This window comes from Deinococcus soli (ex Cha et al. 2016) (assembly GCF_001007995.1).
In the GTDB taxonomy this organism is placed as follows: Bacteria; Deinococcota; Deinococci; order Deinococcales; family Deinococcaceae; genus Deinococcus; species Deinococcus soli.
Genome location: NZ_CP011389.1, coordinates 2,878,159 through 2,892,611 on the forward strand (window position 1 = coordinate 2,878,159; position 14,453 = coordinate 2,892,611).

Annotated in this window: 15 protein-coding genes, 1 other RNA gene and 1 pseudogene; 12 read left to right on the plus strand and 5 right to left on the minus strand. The window is 64.8% G+C overall.

Annotation, left to right across the window (positions count from 1 at the left end; translation table 11 throughout):
* Nucleotides 1-36: 36 nt before the first annotated feature.
* Nucleotides 37-1,045, minus strand: a protein-coding gene (locus SY84_RS16820) for an IS630 family transposase (RefSeq protein ID WP_211117116.1) whose coding sequence is annotated in 2 segments (ribosomal slippage) — nt 37-576 and nt 578-1,045 — 1,008 coding nt in all. Because the reading frame shifts where the segments join, the coding sequence is not laid out codon by codon here.
* Nucleotides 1,046-1,091: 46 nt separating this feature from the next.
* On the opposite strand from SY84_RS16820, the gene SY84_RS16340 reads away from it, so the two are divergent.
* Complete coding sequence (locus SY84_RS16340; protein WP_157883002.1) at nt 1,092-2,180, plus strand: ATP-dependent nuclease; 1,089 nt, start codon at nt 1,092-1,094, stop codon at nt 2,178-2,180.
* A gap of 60 nt (nt 2,181-2,240) precedes the next feature.
* A complete protein-coding gene (locus SY84_RS16575) occupies nt 2,241-3,029 on the plus strand; it encodes a TOPRIM nucleotidyl transferase/hydrolase domain-containing protein (protein ID WP_157883003.1) in 789 nt (262 codons plus the stop codon).
* 39 nt (nt 3,030-3,068) lie between these two features.
* On the opposite strand, the pseudogene SY84_RS17070 reads toward SY84_RS16575, so the two are convergent.
* Nucleotides 3,069-3,649 (minus strand): annotated as a pseudogene (locus SY84_RS17070) (Uma2 family endonuclease).
* 47 nt (nt 3,650-3,696) lie between these two features.
* Between SY84_RS17070 and SY84_RS13975 the strand changes: the two are divergent.
* Nucleotides 3,697-4,029, plus strand: coding sequence for a hypothetical protein (locus SY84_RS13975; RefSeq protein ID WP_046844509.1), 333 nt, complete (start codon nt 3,697-3,699; stop codon nt 4,027-4,029).
* Between the two features lie 80 nt (nt 4,030-4,109).
* Nucleotides 4,110-5,474, plus strand: a complete 1,365-nt coding sequence (locus SY84_RS13980; protein ID WP_046844510.1) for a S8 family peptidase — start codon at nt 4,110-4,112, stop codon at nt 5,472-5,474.
* Between the two features lie 46 nt (nt 5,475-5,520).
* Here SY84_RS13980 and SY84_RS13985 read toward each other — a convergent pair whose 3' ends face one another.
* On the minus strand, nt 5,521-6,741 hold the full coding sequence (locus SY84_RS13985) for a type II secretion system F family protein (protein ID WP_046844511.1): 1,221 nt from the start codon (nt 6,739-6,741) through the stop codon (nt 5,521-5,523).
* Between the two features lie 84 nt (nt 6,742-6,825).
* On the opposite strand from SY84_RS13985, the gene SY84_RS13990 reads away from it, so the two are divergent.
* From SY84_RS13990 to gatA, 4 genes are all read left to right on the plus strand, one after another.
* Nucleotides 6,826-7,449: an L-threonylcarbamoyladenylate synthase gene (locus tag SY84_RS13990; RefSeq protein ID WP_052751266.1), complete on the plus strand. Its 624-nt coding sequence runs from the start codon at nt 6,826-6,828 to the stop codon at nt 7,447-7,449.
* Entirely contained in the window at nt 7,446-7,979 is a 534-nt protein-coding gene (gene scpB / locus SY84_RS13995) for an SMC-Scp complex subunit ScpB (RefSeq protein ID WP_046844512.1), read from the plus strand. The genes SY84_RS13990 and scpB overlap by 4 nt, the downstream gene beginning before the upstream one ends.
* A 144-nt stretch (nt 7,980-8,123) precedes the next feature.
* On the plus strand, nt 8,124-8,885 hold the full coding sequence (locus SY84_RS14000) for a DUF4388 domain-containing protein (protein ID WP_046844513.1): 762 nt from the start codon (nt 8,124-8,126) through the stop codon (nt 8,883-8,885).
* A gap of 61 nt (nt 8,886-8,946) precedes the next feature.
* Nucleotides 8,947-10,395, plus strand: coding sequence for an Asp-tRNA(Asn)/Glu-tRNA(Gln) amidotransferase subunit GatA (gatA, locus tag SY84_RS14005; protein ID WP_046844514.1), 1,449 nt, complete (start codon nt 8,947-8,949; stop codon nt 10,393-10,395).
* Between the two features lie 64 nt (nt 10,396-10,459).
* Here the strand turns inward: gatA and truB are convergent, their stop codons facing one another.
* Nucleotides 10,460-11,386, minus strand: coding sequence for a tRNA pseudouridine(55) synthase TruB (gene truB / locus SY84_RS14010; protein ID WP_046844515.1), 927 nt, complete (start codon nt 11,384-11,386; stop codon nt 10,460-10,462).
* Between the two features lie 98 nt (nt 11,387-11,484).
* Here truB and SY84_RS14015 point away from each other — a divergent pair, with 98 nt between their 5' ends.
* The 3 genes from SY84_RS14015 to rnpB all read left to right on the plus strand — a co-directional run bounded on the left by SY84_RS14015 (nt 11,485) and on the right by rnpB (nt 13,270).
* A complete protein-coding gene (locus SY84_RS14015; RefSeq protein ID WP_046844516.1) occupies nt 11,485-11,856 on the plus strand; it encodes a hypothetical protein in 372 nt (123 codons plus the stop codon).
* Nucleotides 11,857-11,989: 133 nt separating this feature from the next.
* Entirely contained in the window at nt 11,990-12,754 is a 765-nt protein-coding gene (locus SY84_RS14020; RefSeq protein WP_046844517.1) for a pseudouridine synthase, read from the plus strand.
* A gap of 80 nt (nt 12,755-12,834) precedes the next feature.
* Nucleotides 12,835-13,270: RNase P RNA component class A (rnpB, locus tag SY84_RS16090), an RNA gene on the plus strand.
* A gap of 105 nt (nt 13,271-13,375) precedes the next feature.
* On the opposite strand, the gene SY84_RS14025 is transcribed toward rnpB, so the two are convergent.
* Nucleotides 13,376-13,732, minus strand: coding sequence for a DUF423 domain-containing protein (locus SY84_RS14025; protein ID WP_046844518.1), 357 nt, complete (start codon nt 13,730-13,732; stop codon nt 13,376-13,378).
* Between the two features lie 245 nt (nt 13,733-13,977).
* Between SY84_RS14025 and mraZ the strand changes: the two genes are divergently transcribed.
* Complete coding sequence (mraZ, locus tag SY84_RS14030) at nt 13,978-14,406, plus strand: division/cell wall cluster transcriptional repressor MraZ (RefSeq protein WP_046845269.1); 429 nt, start codon at nt 13,978-13,980, stop codon at nt 14,404-14,406.
* Nucleotides 14,407-14,453 lie beyond the last annotated feature (47 nt).

A 14,453-nucleotide genomic window follows, 5' to 3' on the forward strand; every position in this document is an offset into this window, starting at 1 on the left:
CTCCTACGAGCCGCGTCGCATACTGAATTTATGTATCTATTGATAACGGCATAAGTTTGAGTCCATCAAATGCTGAGGCAGGTCGATGTGCCGAACCCGTTGCCAAGCCGTCGTCAGCTTCGCTTTCAGCATGCCCACTGAGCGGGCACAGAAGTTCCCCAGCACATTCCGCTTCACGTACGCCCACACCAGCTCGATCGGATTCAATTCCGGAGCGTACGGCGGCAAAAACACCAGCGACAGGCGTTCGTGGCGCTCCACGAACGCCTGGGTTGCCTTCGCTCGGTGAATGCCCGCGTTGTCCAGCACCACCACGATCTTCCCCTGCACATGGCGCAACAGATGCTGGAAGAACCGGGTGACGTCCCCACTCCGGATCGCCCCAGGCTTCGTGTGCTGGAAGAATCGACCGTCCGAAGTGATCGCCCCGATCGTCGAGAGTTTTTCCCAGTTGGCCGGGAGTATGACCAGGGGCGTCACGCCCCTGGTCGACCACGTTCGTCTTCGCACGCCTTTCAGCGAGAAGCCAACCTCATCCAGGTACACCAGGGTGGCGCCCTGCGCGACCTTTTTTTCCCAACTCCGGAGCCACCTGTTCTTTCCAGGACGCGATCCGGAGTTCATTGCGTTCTGCTGCCCGTCCATCCGGCATCTGGGGCGTAAACCCCAGCTGCCGAAGCATTCTCCGGACGTGATCGGGGTGGTACCACACGTCGAAGTGCCGCCCGATCAGGTCTGCGACTCGTCTGGTGCTCCAGGTCGGGTCAGGGAAGCCATGGTGCAGCGCACCCTCCCGCAGGAGGGTGCGGACCTGTTCAAGCTGGGCGGCGGTGAGTCGCGAGGGGCGTCCTGTCGTCACCGTTGCCTGGAGACTGCCGGTGCGCTTCAGACGTTTCTTCCAGTTACTGACGGTGTGTACGGACACGCCGAAGTGATCGGCAATCGCCTGCTGTGAATGCTGGCCCCCTTGAAGCCAGGGGGTCGCCGCCAGTCGACGTTCCTCCAGCTGCGCCCGGGAGTATTTGGATGGATGCCATTCGGCCACACCTCCAGCATACCAGCTCGTATTTACATCGTTATCAATAAGCAGAGTGCACATACGCAACTACCGTTCGGTAAAAGACTTGGATATCAGGTTTAATTTAGGTAGAAACATAATAGTTGGCAGGAATAACGCGGGCAAAACCAATATCTTCAAGGCAATTGATATGGTAATGGGCGAGAGAAATCCAACGTACAAAAATGAAAATTTCACTCAGAACGACTTGTATTATTGGATTGATAAAGAAACAGGTGAGTTCTACAGATCTAATGAAATGTTTATTTGGTGTGAACTGAAAAAGGATTCAATGGAGGCAATCGATTTTAATAGTTTTGATCCTAAAATATGCATGCTTCCGATGTATGGAAGCTGGGTGCAAAACCCAGATAACGGTCGTCGGGAAAAAAGATTAAATATCATGCAGTTGACTGATCCGGTAAGCGCATGGAAAGAAATTTCTCAAATCGAGGAAAGCAGCTCTAATAAGATTTGGATGACGCCAAACGAAGAAATTTATAAAAATACAATCAACAGGAGTGAAAAGATAGTATATATCTTCTATGCTTTTATTGATGAAAACGGGGAAATGAAAAAAGAAATGAGGATGCTCGTACAAGGTGATGCGGAAGGTCAATATTACTTGGCATTCAGAGCGGCAATTAGAAACGAATTAATAAATAGTGCTGTATTGCCATCATTCCGCGATCCTAATAGTCAGCTAAAGCTTACTAGCTATAGCTGGTTTGGGAAGATGATTAAGTCGATGGTAAGGGACAATCCTTTGGTTGAAGATTTAGACAATGCTTTTTCTCACGCTAATGAAATTGCGAGTCAAATGTTTTCTGGCGTTAAAAGCGAATTTGAGGAAAACATGTCGTACGTTTTTCCTGAGTCGTCCCTGTATTTTCAACTAAGTGTTGATAAGAATGACGATGTATACAAATCGCTGAAGATATATGTTGATGATGGCTATAAGTCGGATCTGCATGACAAAGGGGCTGGGTTTCAAAGTAGTTTCGTCATAAACATGTTTAAAAAATATATTGATTTGACTAGTGGCCAAAAGTCAGCAATATTATGTATTGAGGAGCCTGAACTATTTCTTCATCCTCATGCGCGAAGGGCACTATCAAAGTAAATCCAATCATTTGTAGAAAATGGCAGCCAAGCGATAATCACTACCCATAGTACTGATTTTGTGAGTGATGCTGACGTATCGTCATCTATAATTTCGGCGCGAAGAACGAGCAATGGTACAAAGGCTAAGATTGTTTCGTTCAAGGATTTCAAGAATCTTTTCATATACAGCTACCAGAGCGAAATATTCTTTGCTGATAAGGTAATCATATGTGAAGGATACGACGCTTTTTTGATACGTGCTGTTTCTGAATTATACTATCCTTCTAAAATAGATACAAGCAACATTAGTATAGTCTCTGTTCAAGGGAAGGATCAAATTTCAGAATTTGCGAAACTCTTGCTTTCGCTTGATATCCCGTGCTTTATTTTGGCGGATTTCGATTATCTTCTGAGGGGTGCCTCGGAGGATAGATTGGTGTATGGCGCAAAGGCTCATCGATCAGCTGAATCTGTTCCTTCTGGATTTTTCAAGCAGAGGCTAGAAAAGCCTATTGGTGACAAAATTTTCTCCAGAATACAGAAATTTAGGGCGCACGTGAAGCGCAGTAATGCCGAACAATTCTACAAAGCAAAGGGGATTCAGAGTTTGATAGATTCTAACACGACCAATCGTGACCATTTTGAGCATTTCAGGAGTGCTTTGGAGTCTGCTGGAATGTTCGTATTAGACTCTGAAGTGGAATCTTTATTCCAGGATAATTCGATCATAAATATTGATAACGGGAAAAAGTTTGATAGTAATGCTGTATTTGAATTGCACAGCCTCTTGAGCTCTGGAAGGCAGATATCGGAATATCTACATTGCGAACCATTAAGGAGAATGATTCAGCAGGTTATACTGGCATAGCGTATAAGATTCGCCATTCTTTGAAATGTGTTCGCGAGGCTAAATTTTCGTCCCCTCGTACACCTCGTTCAGTGACGCGCTGATGTTCACGCACGGCAGCGTCAGCGTCCCCGCTCCTTCCACGTAGTCCTCGCTCCAGCTGGTGCCGGTGCGGGTGTAGAGGCGGGCGGCGCGGGTGCCTGTGTCCACCAGCAGGTACCCCTGGAGGCTGGGGAGTTGCTGGTACGCCCAGAGTCTCTCGCGGCGGTCGGTGTCCTGCGTGCTGTCGCTGAGAATCTCGACATCAGGCACGGGGCGACCGCGTGTCGGGCGTCGTCCGGCATGTCCTCGCAGGTGACCAGAATGTCCGGAGAGTAGTAACGGGTGCCGTGGGTGGGGATGCGGACGCGCATGTCGCTGGCGTACACGCGGCAGCCCAAGCGCCGCGCGGGGGCGTGCAGGGCGGCGACGAGGTTCGTGGCGACCGTACCGTGTCGGCTGGTCGCTCCGGCCTGCGCGGTGGGGGCGTCGGCGGGGAGGGTGTACACGAAGCCGTCCACGTACTCCCGGCGGTGGGGGCTGAGCGGTTCGCTGCTCAGGTATTCGGCCTCGCTGAGTTTCTTCAGGGGCGAACTGGTCATGCGTTCAGTGTACGGGTCGGGTGTTCTGCCCGCGCTATGGTGCCGTCATGGGTCGTAAGGAACGCGAGCAGGCGAGCTGGATTGAGGACACGCAGACGCAACCGCTGGATACGTGCGTGCTGTGCGGGCGTGAGGGGGACATGACGGATCATCACCTCGTGCCCAAATCGCAGGGGCGGCGGCAGGGCGTGAAACTGGGCGAGATTCCCACCGTGAAGATGTGCGCGGCCTGCCAGGGGTTCCTGGTGAAGACGTTCAGCAACGCGCAGCTGGCGAACGAGTTGAACACCGTGGAGGCCATCCGTGAGCGGGAGGAGGTGCAGAAGTTCGTGAAGTGGGTGCAGAAGCAGCCGCTCTCGCGGGGCGTGCGCGTTCACTGATCCGGCCGGGTGGGTGTGACGTTCAGGGTTGATGGAGGTCGTTCAGACCCACGTCAGGGCACGGGTTTATACGCTGGAGCATGCGTCTGCCTGTGCCCGTGCTGTGTGCCGTGACCCTATCGCTGCTGCTGTCGGCCTGCGGAGGTGGGGGCGGCGGGACGATCACGCCGGTTCCCGAGCCGACTCCAGCTCCCGCGCCGACGCCGGGACCGGTCTGCACGCAGAGCCTGAGTGCGCAACCCGCCCCTGCCGCAGCGCCCGTGGGGGGGACGGCGTGGATGGCTGGCGCGGCCGACTGGTCCAGACCTCACGTCCCGGGCCGGGTGCTCGTGAGCAGCGCCGTCAGCGGACCGGCCCTGTCCACGCTGGGCGTGACGGGGCAGGAGGTCGTGCCGGGCGTGACGGTCGTCACCACGCTGCCCGGCGCGGAGGCGAGCGTCGCCGGCCGCCTGCAGGCGCAGGGAGCCGTCATCCAGCCGGATTACCTCTACGTTCCGCTGGCCGTGCCGAACGACCCTGGCGTGCCCGGCAACGGGGGCGTGACCGTGGGCGGCGCCCGGTACGAGCAGACGTACCTGACGCGCGTGAACGCCCCGCAGGCCTGGACGTTCCTGCAGAGTTGCGGGAAGACGCCCGTCGCTGCCCGCACCGCCGTGTTGGATTCACTCGTGAACGAGGCGCACCCGGACCTGCAGGGTCGCCTCTCGGCAGGGCGGTCGTACCTTGCGGGCGGTCCATCCGACGATGGTGGGCACGGCACCGCCACGACCGGCCTGATTGCCGCCACGACCAACAACGGGCAGGGCCTGGCGGGCCTCACCTGGACCGGATCGGTCACGCCGATGGAGGTTATCGGCGCGAGTGGCGCCAGTACCAGCACGGTCGCGCAGGCCGTTCGGGACGCGGTCAGCGGCGGCGCGCTGGTCATCAACATGAGCCTCGGGATCGCCGTGACCGGCACGACCGACCCTGACCCCGTGCTGTCGAAGGCCCTCACAGACGCCGCGAAGAGTGCCGTTCTGGTCGCCTCGGCGGGGAATACTGCCGGGGACGGCCTGTACTACCCCGCCAGCCATCCAGAGGTCATCGCGGTCGGCGCGGCGGGCAGCGGGGACACCCTGGCGTGCTACAGCGCCCGCCCGCTGGCCGGTCAGACCGCACAGGCCGCGCAGTTCATGATCGCGCCCGGTGGGGCCGGCAACTGCCCCGGCGCGACGAACGCCACGCAACTGCTCGTCCTGAACCAGGGGAGCGGGTACACCCTGCAGGCCGGTACGAGCTTCGCCGCCCCACTCGTCTCGGGCGCCGCCGCCCTGATGCGCGCCGCGAATCCCGCCCTGAGCTCGCAGGAGACGAAATCCCGCCTGCTGGCCAGCACACGCCTCACGGCCGAAGGAGTGCGCTTCCTCGACGTGAACGCCGCCGTGCGGTCCGCGACCCGCTGAAAGACGGCGGCCCCCGCAACTGCGAGGGCCGCCAGGAACACCTGCGTTACTGGCTGAGCTGGCCGATGATGGCGAACATCGGGAGGAACATCCCTGCGACGATCATACCGACGATCCCCCCCAGAAAGACGATCATCAGGGGTTCAATCGCAGCGGTCATGCTGTCCACTGCTTCGTCGACCTCGCGGTCGTAGAAGTCCCCGACCTTGACCAGCATGTCATCCAGCGAACCGGTCTCTTCACCGATGGAGATCATGCTGACGACCATTGGGGGGAAGACCTTGCTGGTGGCGAGGCTGCTGCTCATCTGCTCACCGACCATGACGACGTTCTTGGCATTCTCGATGCTCTCTTCGACGATGGCGTTGTTCGCGGTGCCCTTGGTGATCTCAAGACTCTCGATGATGTTGACGCCGCTACTGATGAGCAGGCCGAAGGTACGAGAGAAGGACGCAATGGCACTCTTCTGGATCAGATTGCCGAGGATCGGGACCTTCAACTTGATCTCGTCAATGACGACGCGCCCCTTGGGCGTGCGGTAGTAGGCGCGGTAAGCGAATGTCACTGCCGCGATGATAGCGACCATCAGAAGGATCTGATTCTGCAGGAAGCTGGAGACGGCCATGAGCATCCGGGTGATGAAGGGCAGTGGTGCGTTCAGCTGGGCAAGGATCCCCGCGAACTGCGGCACGATGGTGGTCAGCAGGAAGTAGGTGATCAGGATGGCGAAGACCAGAACCACGACCGGGTAGGTCAGGGCGCTCTTGATCTTGCCGCGCAGCGCGAGTTCCTTTTCCTGGAAATCCGCGATGCGTTCGAGGACGGAGTCGAGCGTGCCGCTGGTCTCGCCGGCCCGTACGAGGTTCAGGTACAGCCGGTTGAAGATCTTGGGATGCTTGGCCAGCGCGTCACTGAGAGGGGTTCCGGCCTCGATCTCGCCGCGCATTTCCTTGACGACGCCCTGGAAGCCCTTGTGATCGATCTGCTTTTGCAGAATTGCGAGGGACTGTACGAGGGGCACCCCGGCGTTGATCAGCGTGGCGAGCTGCTTGCTGAAGATCGCGACCTGTTTCAGGCTGGGGGGTCGGTTGTCGAGGAAGGGAATCTTGATGTCGGCGTTCAGTCCACTCTTGGGGGCCTTGATCTCGACGATCATCAGGCCCTTGGAGCGCAGGGCGTCGCGGACCTGATTGGCCGTCTCGGCTTCCATCTGGGATTTCAGCACCTTGCCGGAGCGGTCACGCACGCGGTATTCGAAGACGGGCATACCGCTCAGTATAGACTGCGGGCCTTGCGGTGACCTTACAGGTCCGGGGGGGTGCCCTGGACCGGCGCGCCGCGCAGGGGCATGATGAACAGCTTGGACAGACTGAAGGGACTGGAGGCGGGCGTGCCGTGGGACGCGCTGCTGGACGACGCGGCGCGTGTGCTGGCGCAGGGTGGGGTCGTGGCGTACCCCAGTGAGACGGTGTGGGGTCTGGCGGCGCTGCCGGACGCGGCGGAGGCGCTGTTCGTGGTGAAGGGCCGCGACGGGGGGAAGCCGGTGCAGGCGTCGTTCGTGAGTCTGGCGTTCGCGCGGGCGTTCGTGCAGCCGGACGCGGCGTTCGATGTGCTGGCGGCGTTCCTGCCCGGGCCGCTCACGCTGGTGACGGGCGCGGCGGTGGGGTGCCCGGCGTCGCTGGCGCCGGGGGGGCAGGTGGGTGTGCGGGTCCCGGATCATCCGGTGGCGCTGGCCCTGCTGGAGCGGGCCGGTGGGGTGCTGGCCACCACGAGCTGCAACCGCAGCGGGGAGGCGGCCGCGCTGACGTTCGCGCAGGCGCAGGGCCTGGGGCTGGCGGATCTGGTGCTGCCGGACGCCGGGGTGCGGGCGCTGGGTCTGCCGAGCACCGTGCTGGACGTGCCGGGGCGGCGGGTCCTGCGGGAGGGGGCGGTACCGTCGGTGGCGCTGCTCGCGGCACTGTCGGGTGGGGCGTGACTGTTCCCAGCCGGCAGGCGCTGCTGGGCGCGGCGCTGCTCGCGGCGGGGCGGCCGGTCACGCTGCGGGAGCTGGCACTGGTACTGGGCGTCCCGGAGGACGCGGCGCTGCGGGAGGTGGTGGCGTTCACGGCGCAGGTGGCGTCGGCGGACCTGGGGTTCGTGGTGGAGGCGGTCGCGGGGGGGTACCGGCTGGTGGTGCCGCCCGCGACGGCGCCGCACCTGTCGCCGCTGCTGTCGCCGCCGCCCCTGCCTGCGCTGAGCAGCGCGGCCCTGGAGGTGCTGGCGGTGATTGCGTACCGGCAGCCCGTGACCCGCGCGGAGATCGAGGCGATGCGTGGCGGGAGTGCGAGCACGGTCGTGACGTTGCAGGAACGGGAGCTCGTGAAGGTGGTGGGCCGTTCGGACGCGGTGGGGCAGCCGCTGCTGTACGGCACGACCGAACGGTTCCTGCTGGAGTTCGGATTGACGTCCCTCGCGGAGTTGCCGCCGCTGGAAAGTGGGAATTTCGCGCACCTGCTGCGCAGCTGAAGGGGGTGGAGCGGTCCTGTCGGGGGCGTCCACCGGGGAGGTTGCCCTTGTTCCCCCGGCCCGGATGAGCGAACATGAGGTCCAGAGGGGTGTGCCGGAGCTGGAACAGGTCGGTCCTCAATTCCGTTTCCTGCCTGACCCTCCATGACCAAGTCGACTGCCAGCCTCGAAACCTTTGACTTTCTGGAACTGCTCTACCTGCTTTCGGAGCAGGGGCGCAGCGGGGCGCTGTACGTGTTCCGGCCGGACGGGCGGTTTGAGGCGTGGCTGGAAGCCGGGCGGGTGCGGCATCTGCAACTCGCGGAGGATGTGGGTGTCGCGGCGCTCGTGCGGCTGATGCGCGACCCGATCGGGCGCTTCCACTTCGACGAGGGGGTCACGCATCCGGATCCGCGTCTGAACGCCTCGCTGGACGAGGTGACGCTGGAGGCGCTGGAGGCGCTGCCGGTGCAGGACCTGCCGTTTGATGGTCCGGCGCGGATCACGTCCCCTGAACGGGTGCAGCGCATGCGCTGGAGCATGAAGGAACTGGACGTCCTGAAGATGATCGACGCGCAGAAACCCGTCAAGGACCTCGTAGGGGATCCGGACGTGAAACGCATGCTGCTGAAACTGGTCCGGATCGGGCTGCTCGTGCCGCGGCGGTCGCGCACGGCGCGGCTGGTCGTGACGGTCACGCGGCAGGTGCGGGACGTGGTGCTCGTGGATGACCTGATCTTCAAGCGCTGGAAGGAGGACATCGTGCGCCACCCGCAGTTCGTGGCGGTCCGGGGCGAGTCGGGCAAGGTGTTCTCCCTGCCGGTGCGGGTCGGGTCGAACATCACGACGCAGCTGATGATCCCGCCGGAGCTCCTCATGCGCACGTCGCTGCGCGCCGGGGAGAGCGTGCTCGTCAAGCCCGTCTGACCGCCAGCCCGTCTGATCGTCCCCGCCGGGCGCGGGGGGCCGCCCGGTACACTGGCGCGGTATGGCCTTCACCTCCGCCGCAACTCAGGCGCGCCGCGTTCAGGCGCGTGACCTCTCCCCGCAGGACCTGACCACCCAGGCCCTGGCCCGAATCGAGTCGGCCCGCGAGCTGAATGCCGTGGTCAGTGTCAATCCGAACGCACAGGCGCAGGCGCAGGCCGTGCAGGCCCGCCTGGACGCCGGGGAGACCCTGCCGCTGGCGGGCGTGCCGGTGATCGTGAAGGACAACATCAACGTGACCGGCACCGAGACCACCTGCGGCAGCCGCATCCTGCGCGGGTACGTCAGCCCCTACGACGCGACCGCCGCCGCACGCCTGACCCGCGCGGGCGCCGTGATCGTCGCGAAGGCGAACATGGACGAGTTCGCGATGGGCAGCTCCACCGAGAGCAGCGCGCACGGCCCCACCCTGAATCCCTGGGACACCGGCCGCGTGCCGGGCGGCAGCAGTGGCGGCAGCGCCGTGGCGGTCGCTGCGAACCTCGTGGACGTCAGCCTGGGCAGCGACACGGGCGGCAGCGTCCGGCAGCCCGCCGCGTTCACTGGCGTGTACGGCCTGAAACCCACCTACGGCCGCGTGAGCCGCTCGGGGCTGGTCGCGTACGCCAGCAGCCTCGACCAGATCGGGCCGTTCGCCCGCAGCGCGGAGGATCTGGCGCTGATCATGAACGTCATCGCCGGGCAGGACCCGCACGACGCCACCAGCCTGGACGCGCCCCCCACCTTCGCCGCGGGCACCCCGGACGACCTGCGCGGCCTGCGGGTGGGTGTGATCACCGAGAGCCTCGCGGGGAACACGGCGGGCGTGGACGCCACCCTGAGCGCCACCCTGGACGCCCTGCGCGGCGCGGGCGCGACCACCGCCGAGGTCAGCCTGCCCGAACTGAAGTACGCCATCGCCGCGTACTACCTGATCGCCATGCCCGAGGCGAGCAGCAACCTCGCCCGCTTCGACGGCATGGTGTACGGCCAGCGCGCAGCGGGCAGCGACCTGACGGGGGCGATGACCCTCACCCGCGAGCAGGGCTTCGGACCCGAGGTGCAGCGCCGCATCCTGATCGGCACGTACGCCCTGAGTAGCGGGTACTACGACGCGTACTACAGCAAGGCCATGAAGGTCCGCCGCCTGATCGCCGACCGCTTCACCCAGGCCTTCGGGCAGTTCGACGTGCTCGTCACGCCCACCAGTCCCTTCCCCGCCTTCCGGCGCGGCGAGAAGACCAGCGACCCCCTCGCCATGTACGCCGCCGACGTGGACACCGTCGCCATCAACCTCGCGGGCCTGCCCGCCCTGAGCGTCCCCGCCGGATTCGACACCGCACAGGGCGTGCGCCTCCCGGTCGGTATCCAGTTCATCGCGCCGCCCCTCCAGGACGAACGCCTCGTCCGCATTGCGGGCGGCCTGGAAGGCATCGGGATCGCGCAGCCGCAGGTGGCACCGGGGTACTGATCTCGTGAGTGGGAAGTGGTGAGTGGGTTCAGCTCGTTCCACTTCCCACTCCCTCCTCACCCCCTTACGCCCAGGCGCGCACGACTTTCAGCTGTTCGCCGTTGCCGTCCACGACGGCCACGAGGTCGCCCCCCAGGGTGACGACGTGGCGGCCCTGCGCGGTGTGGGCCGGGCGTTTGCCCTGGCGCAGTTCGCGCGCCATGCGCTCGTCGGCCTCGATGACGGGGAAGTCCAGCGCGGCCAGGTCGGGAATGCCGGTCGCGCCGGGCAGGTCGTCCACGGTCACGGCGCCCCGCAGGTCGTAGCGGCCCACGCGGGTGCGGACCAGGCCGCCCAGGTGCGCGGGCACGCCCAGCGCGGCGCCCACGTCGCGGGCCAGGGAGCGCAGGTACGTGCCGCTGCCCACGCTGGCCCGGACGAGCAGGGTAGGGAACTCGCCCAGCGCGGGCGGCAGCGTGAAGGTGTGGCCCGTCTTCGCAGGAGTCCAGTCCTGCGGGTCGAAGGTGCGCGGCGCGGCGTCCACGCCGGGGTACACGCCCAGCAGGTCCAGCGAGTGGATCACCACGTTCCGGGCGGGCAGGTCCAGCGTACCCCCGGCGCGGGCGACCGCGTAGGCCCGCTGGCCCCCCACCTGAATCGCGCTGTACTGCGGCGGCACCTGCGCCTGCGGCCCGGTGAACGTGTTCAGGAGCTCCTGCACGCGCGCGGCGTCCAGTTCGGGTACGTCCGCGACCTCCTCCACGGGCCCCTCGGCATCCAGGGTGGGCGTGCCGGCCCCCAGGCTGATCCATGCGAGGTAATCCTTGCTGTCGGCCTCCATGAACTGCACGACCTTCGTGCTGTCGTCCACGCACAGCACCAGCACCCCGGTCGCCAGCGGGTCCAGCGTGCCAGTGTGCCCCACGCGTTTCGTGCCGCGCGCCCGCCTCGCGCGGTTCACGACATCGTGCGAGGTGAGGTTCAGCGGCTTGTCCACGGCAATCACGGGCATACGGGGGAGGGTAGCAGAGGCGGGCGCGCCGCAGTGCCCCCCGGCGGCCCGGACCGCGCGGGGCGACGGCTCTCATCCGGGCGGGTAGACTGGGCCCTGTGTTGCGTGTCGCGTTCTGGCTGACCGCCCTGCTGTTCATCCCGCTGGGCCTGTACCTCTACTTCCTGCCGCCGGACGTCGCGTCCCTGGTGGGCGTGGCGCCGTTGTGGCTGGCGCGCGCGGCCGGCGCGCTGGTGTTCGCCTGGGGGGCCTTCCAGGTCGCGGCGAGTTTCGCGCCGGACCGCGTGAAGATCGGCGGACTGGTCGGCGGGCACCTGCTGCTCGTGGCGGCGCTCGTCCCGGCGGCGCTGCGCGGCGGGGACGCCCTACCCGCGCCCGTCCGCACGTCCATGCTGGTCGTGTCGGGCGTGCTGACCGTGCTGGCCGTCCTGGGACTGCTGGGCGCGCCGTCGCGCCGGGGGCGCCTGTGATCCGGATTCCGTCTGTTCCGTTCGCAACCCGGAACTTCACCGGGTTGCCCACTCCACGCCCGGAATCCGTGCTGCTCCCACTCGCGTCGGCTCGGACGGAATGGTGTGCGCACACCATTTCATCGGAGTCCATATGAGCCCCGAACGCCTTCAGAAACGCCTCGCCCGCGCGGGGGTCGCGTCACGCCGCGCCGCCGAGGAGATGATCGCGGCCGGGCGGATCACCGTGAACGGCGAGGTCGCCGTGCTGGGCCGCACCGTCACCGACGCGGACGATATCCGCCTGGACGGGCAGCTCATCGAGACCGAGAGCGTCCCGAAGGTCACGTACATGCTGTACAAACCGCGCGGGTACGTCACGACCGCCCGCGACGAGTACGGCCGCCGCAATGTTCTGGACGCCATGCCGCGCATCCCGGGCCTGCACCCGGTGGGCCGCCTGGACCGCGACTCGGAGGGCCTGCTGCTCCTGACGACCGACGGTGACCTGACGCTGACCATGACCCACCCTCGCTTCGGGCACGAGAAGGCCTACCGCGCCTGGACGGACGGCCCGGCGCAACCCACCCAGGCGGACCTGGACGCCCTGACGGACGGCACCCTGAAGCTGGAGGACGGCCCGGCGCGGGCGCTGCAGGCGACCCCGGCGCGTGGCGGGGCGTTCGTGACGCTCGGCGAGGGCCGCAACCGTCAGGTGCGCCGCATGCTCGAGGACATCGGTCACCCGGTGACGCGCCTGCTGCGCTACCGCGTGGGCGGCCTGTGGCTGGGCAACATGGAGGTCGGCGAGTACCAGCAGCTCGACGAGCGGGACCTGCAGGACCTGCTGCACCCGGAGAAGGTCCCGGCGGCCATCTGGGACCGCCAGTGGGAACGCATCCAGAAACGCTGGGGGTAAAGGGGTCGTGGGTCGTGGCTGTGGGTTGTCGGAAGGGCCTTTCCCACAGCCCACAGCCCGGCCTGCTATGCTCTGTCCTTGCGGGGGAATGTTCGGCCGCGCCTGGGCGTGAGTTCAGGTGAGGAAAGTCCGGGCACCGCAGGGCAGGATGCCAGCTAACGGCTGGTCGGCGAGTCAAGCGCCCACCGTGCGCGCCTGCGCGTGGGTGGCGGCGAAGCCGAAGGACAGTGCCACAGAAACCAGACCGCCACCTGCTGACGTTTCAGTACGCGGAGCCCCGGCGCGGGCGGGCAGGTGGTCAGGGTGAAACGGTGCGGTAAGAGCGCACCAGGCCCCCGGGAGACCGGGAGCGCTGGTAAACCCCATCCGGTGCAAGACCCGACAGTGCGCGAGGGCGGCCCGCCCGTTGACCGCCAGGATGGTCGCTTGAGGCGCGTGGCGACACGCGTCCCAGAGAGATGGCCGAACAGTCACGCGAGTGGCGGACAGAACCCGGCTTACAGTTCCCCCGCACCAGTCGAAGCAGGCCGCCCCGGTTTCCCGGAGGTGGCCTGTTTCGGGTTGTGGGCGGTGGGTTGTCGGTCGTGGGAACAGCTTTTCCTACAGCCCACAACCCACAACCTACACTCCCTTCTTCACGTCCAGCGCGGCCAGTACGAACCCGGCGATCATGAGCGCGCCGCCGATGGGCGTGACCGCGCCGAGCACCTTCACGCCGGTCAGGGCCAGCACGTACAGACTGCCGCTGAAGATGACGGCCCCGGCGAGCAGGAAGCCGGGCGCGCGGCGCTGCGCGGGCTGGGTGCCCAGCGCGAGCAACGCCAGCGCGGCGTACATCTGGTAGCGGGCGCCGGTCTCGAAGTTGGCGAGCATCGCGGCGTCCAGGCGGGGTTTCAGGCCGTGCGCGGCGAAGGCGCCCAGCGCGACGGCCAGCGCGGCCAGGATCGCGCCGCTCTGTAATGTCCGGGAGGGGGTCATGGGGGCAGGGTAGCGGGTGGGGGGCGGGGTGGGTGTCCTGCCCCGCCCGGGGGGCTCCGGTGGGAATCCGGGGTCGCCTGTGGGGGGAACTGGGGGAGCCGGTGGGAATCGGTGGTAAATCGTGGTGGTGGCTGTTACACTCGCCGCATCAACCGAAATGCGTTCAGCTCGTGTTCACGGTTGACCGTGACCGCCCGTCCGGCCGCCCGTGGTGGTGGGACCGGGTGGGGAAGAAGGGGAGACGTTTGCCGTTTGGAGAGTACCCGTACACCATCGACGACAAGGGCCGCGTGGTCATGCCACCCGCGTTCCGTGACTTCGTGGAGGACGGCATGATCCTGACGCGCGGCATGGAGGGCTGCCTGTACGTGTTTCCGCTGTCCAGCTGGAAGCGCGTGGAGGAGCAACTCGAGGGCCTGCCGCTCACGGACGCCGAGTCACGCGCGTTCGTGCGTTTCTTCTATTCCGGCGCGAACAAGGCGCGGCTGGACAACCAGAGCCGCGTGTCCGTCCCGCAGACGCTGCGGGCCTTCGCGGGCCTGGACAGCGACGTGATCGTGGCTGGCGCCCCCGGACGCCTGGAACTCTGGAACCCGGCGCGCTGGGAGGCGGCGATCACGGCCGTGCAGGACCATCCCCCCAAACCTGAGCTTCTCACGAACTTCGTGGCGTGACCCCAATGACTGACCCTGATTTTCCCACTGACCCCCACGCGACCCTG

Bases quoted from the DNA above. Each gene is read 5' to 3' on its own strand.
- SY84_RS13975 (WP_046844509.1), top strand. From the start codon at position 3,697: ATGGGTCGTAAGGAACGCGAGCAGGCGAGCTGGATTGAGGACACGCAG.
- SY84_RS13980 (WP_046844510.1), top strand. From the start codon at position 4,110: ATGCGTCTGCCTGTGCCCGTGCTGTGTGCCGTGACCCTATCGCTGCTG.
- SY84_RS13985 (WP_046844511.1), bottom strand. From the start codon at position 6,741: ATGCCCGTCTTCGAATACCGCGTGCGTGACCGCTCCGGCAAGGTGCTG.
- SY84_RS13990 (WP_052751266.1), top strand. From the start codon at position 6,826: ATGAACAGCTTGGACAGACTGAAGGGACTGGAGGCGGGCGTGCCGTGG.
- SY84_RS14000 (WP_046844513.1), top strand. From the start codon at position 8,124: ATGACCAAGTCGACTGCCAGCCTCGAAACCTTTGACTTTCTGGAACTG.
- gatA (WP_046844514.1), top strand. From the start codon at position 8,947: ATGGCCTTCACCTCCGCCGCAACTCAGGCGCGCCGCGTTCAGGCGCGT.
- truB (WP_046844515.1), bottom strand. From the start codon at position 11,386: ATGCCCGTGATTGCCGTGGACAAGCCGCTGAACCTCACCTCGCACGAT.
- SY84_RS14020 (WP_046844517.1), top strand. From the start codon at position 11,990: ATGAGCCCCGAACGCCTTCAGAAACGCCTCGCCCGCGCGGGGGTCGCG.
- SY84_RS14025 (WP_046844518.1), bottom strand. From the start codon at position 13,732: ATGACCCCCTCCCGGACATTACAGAGCGGCGCGATCCTGGCCGCGCTG.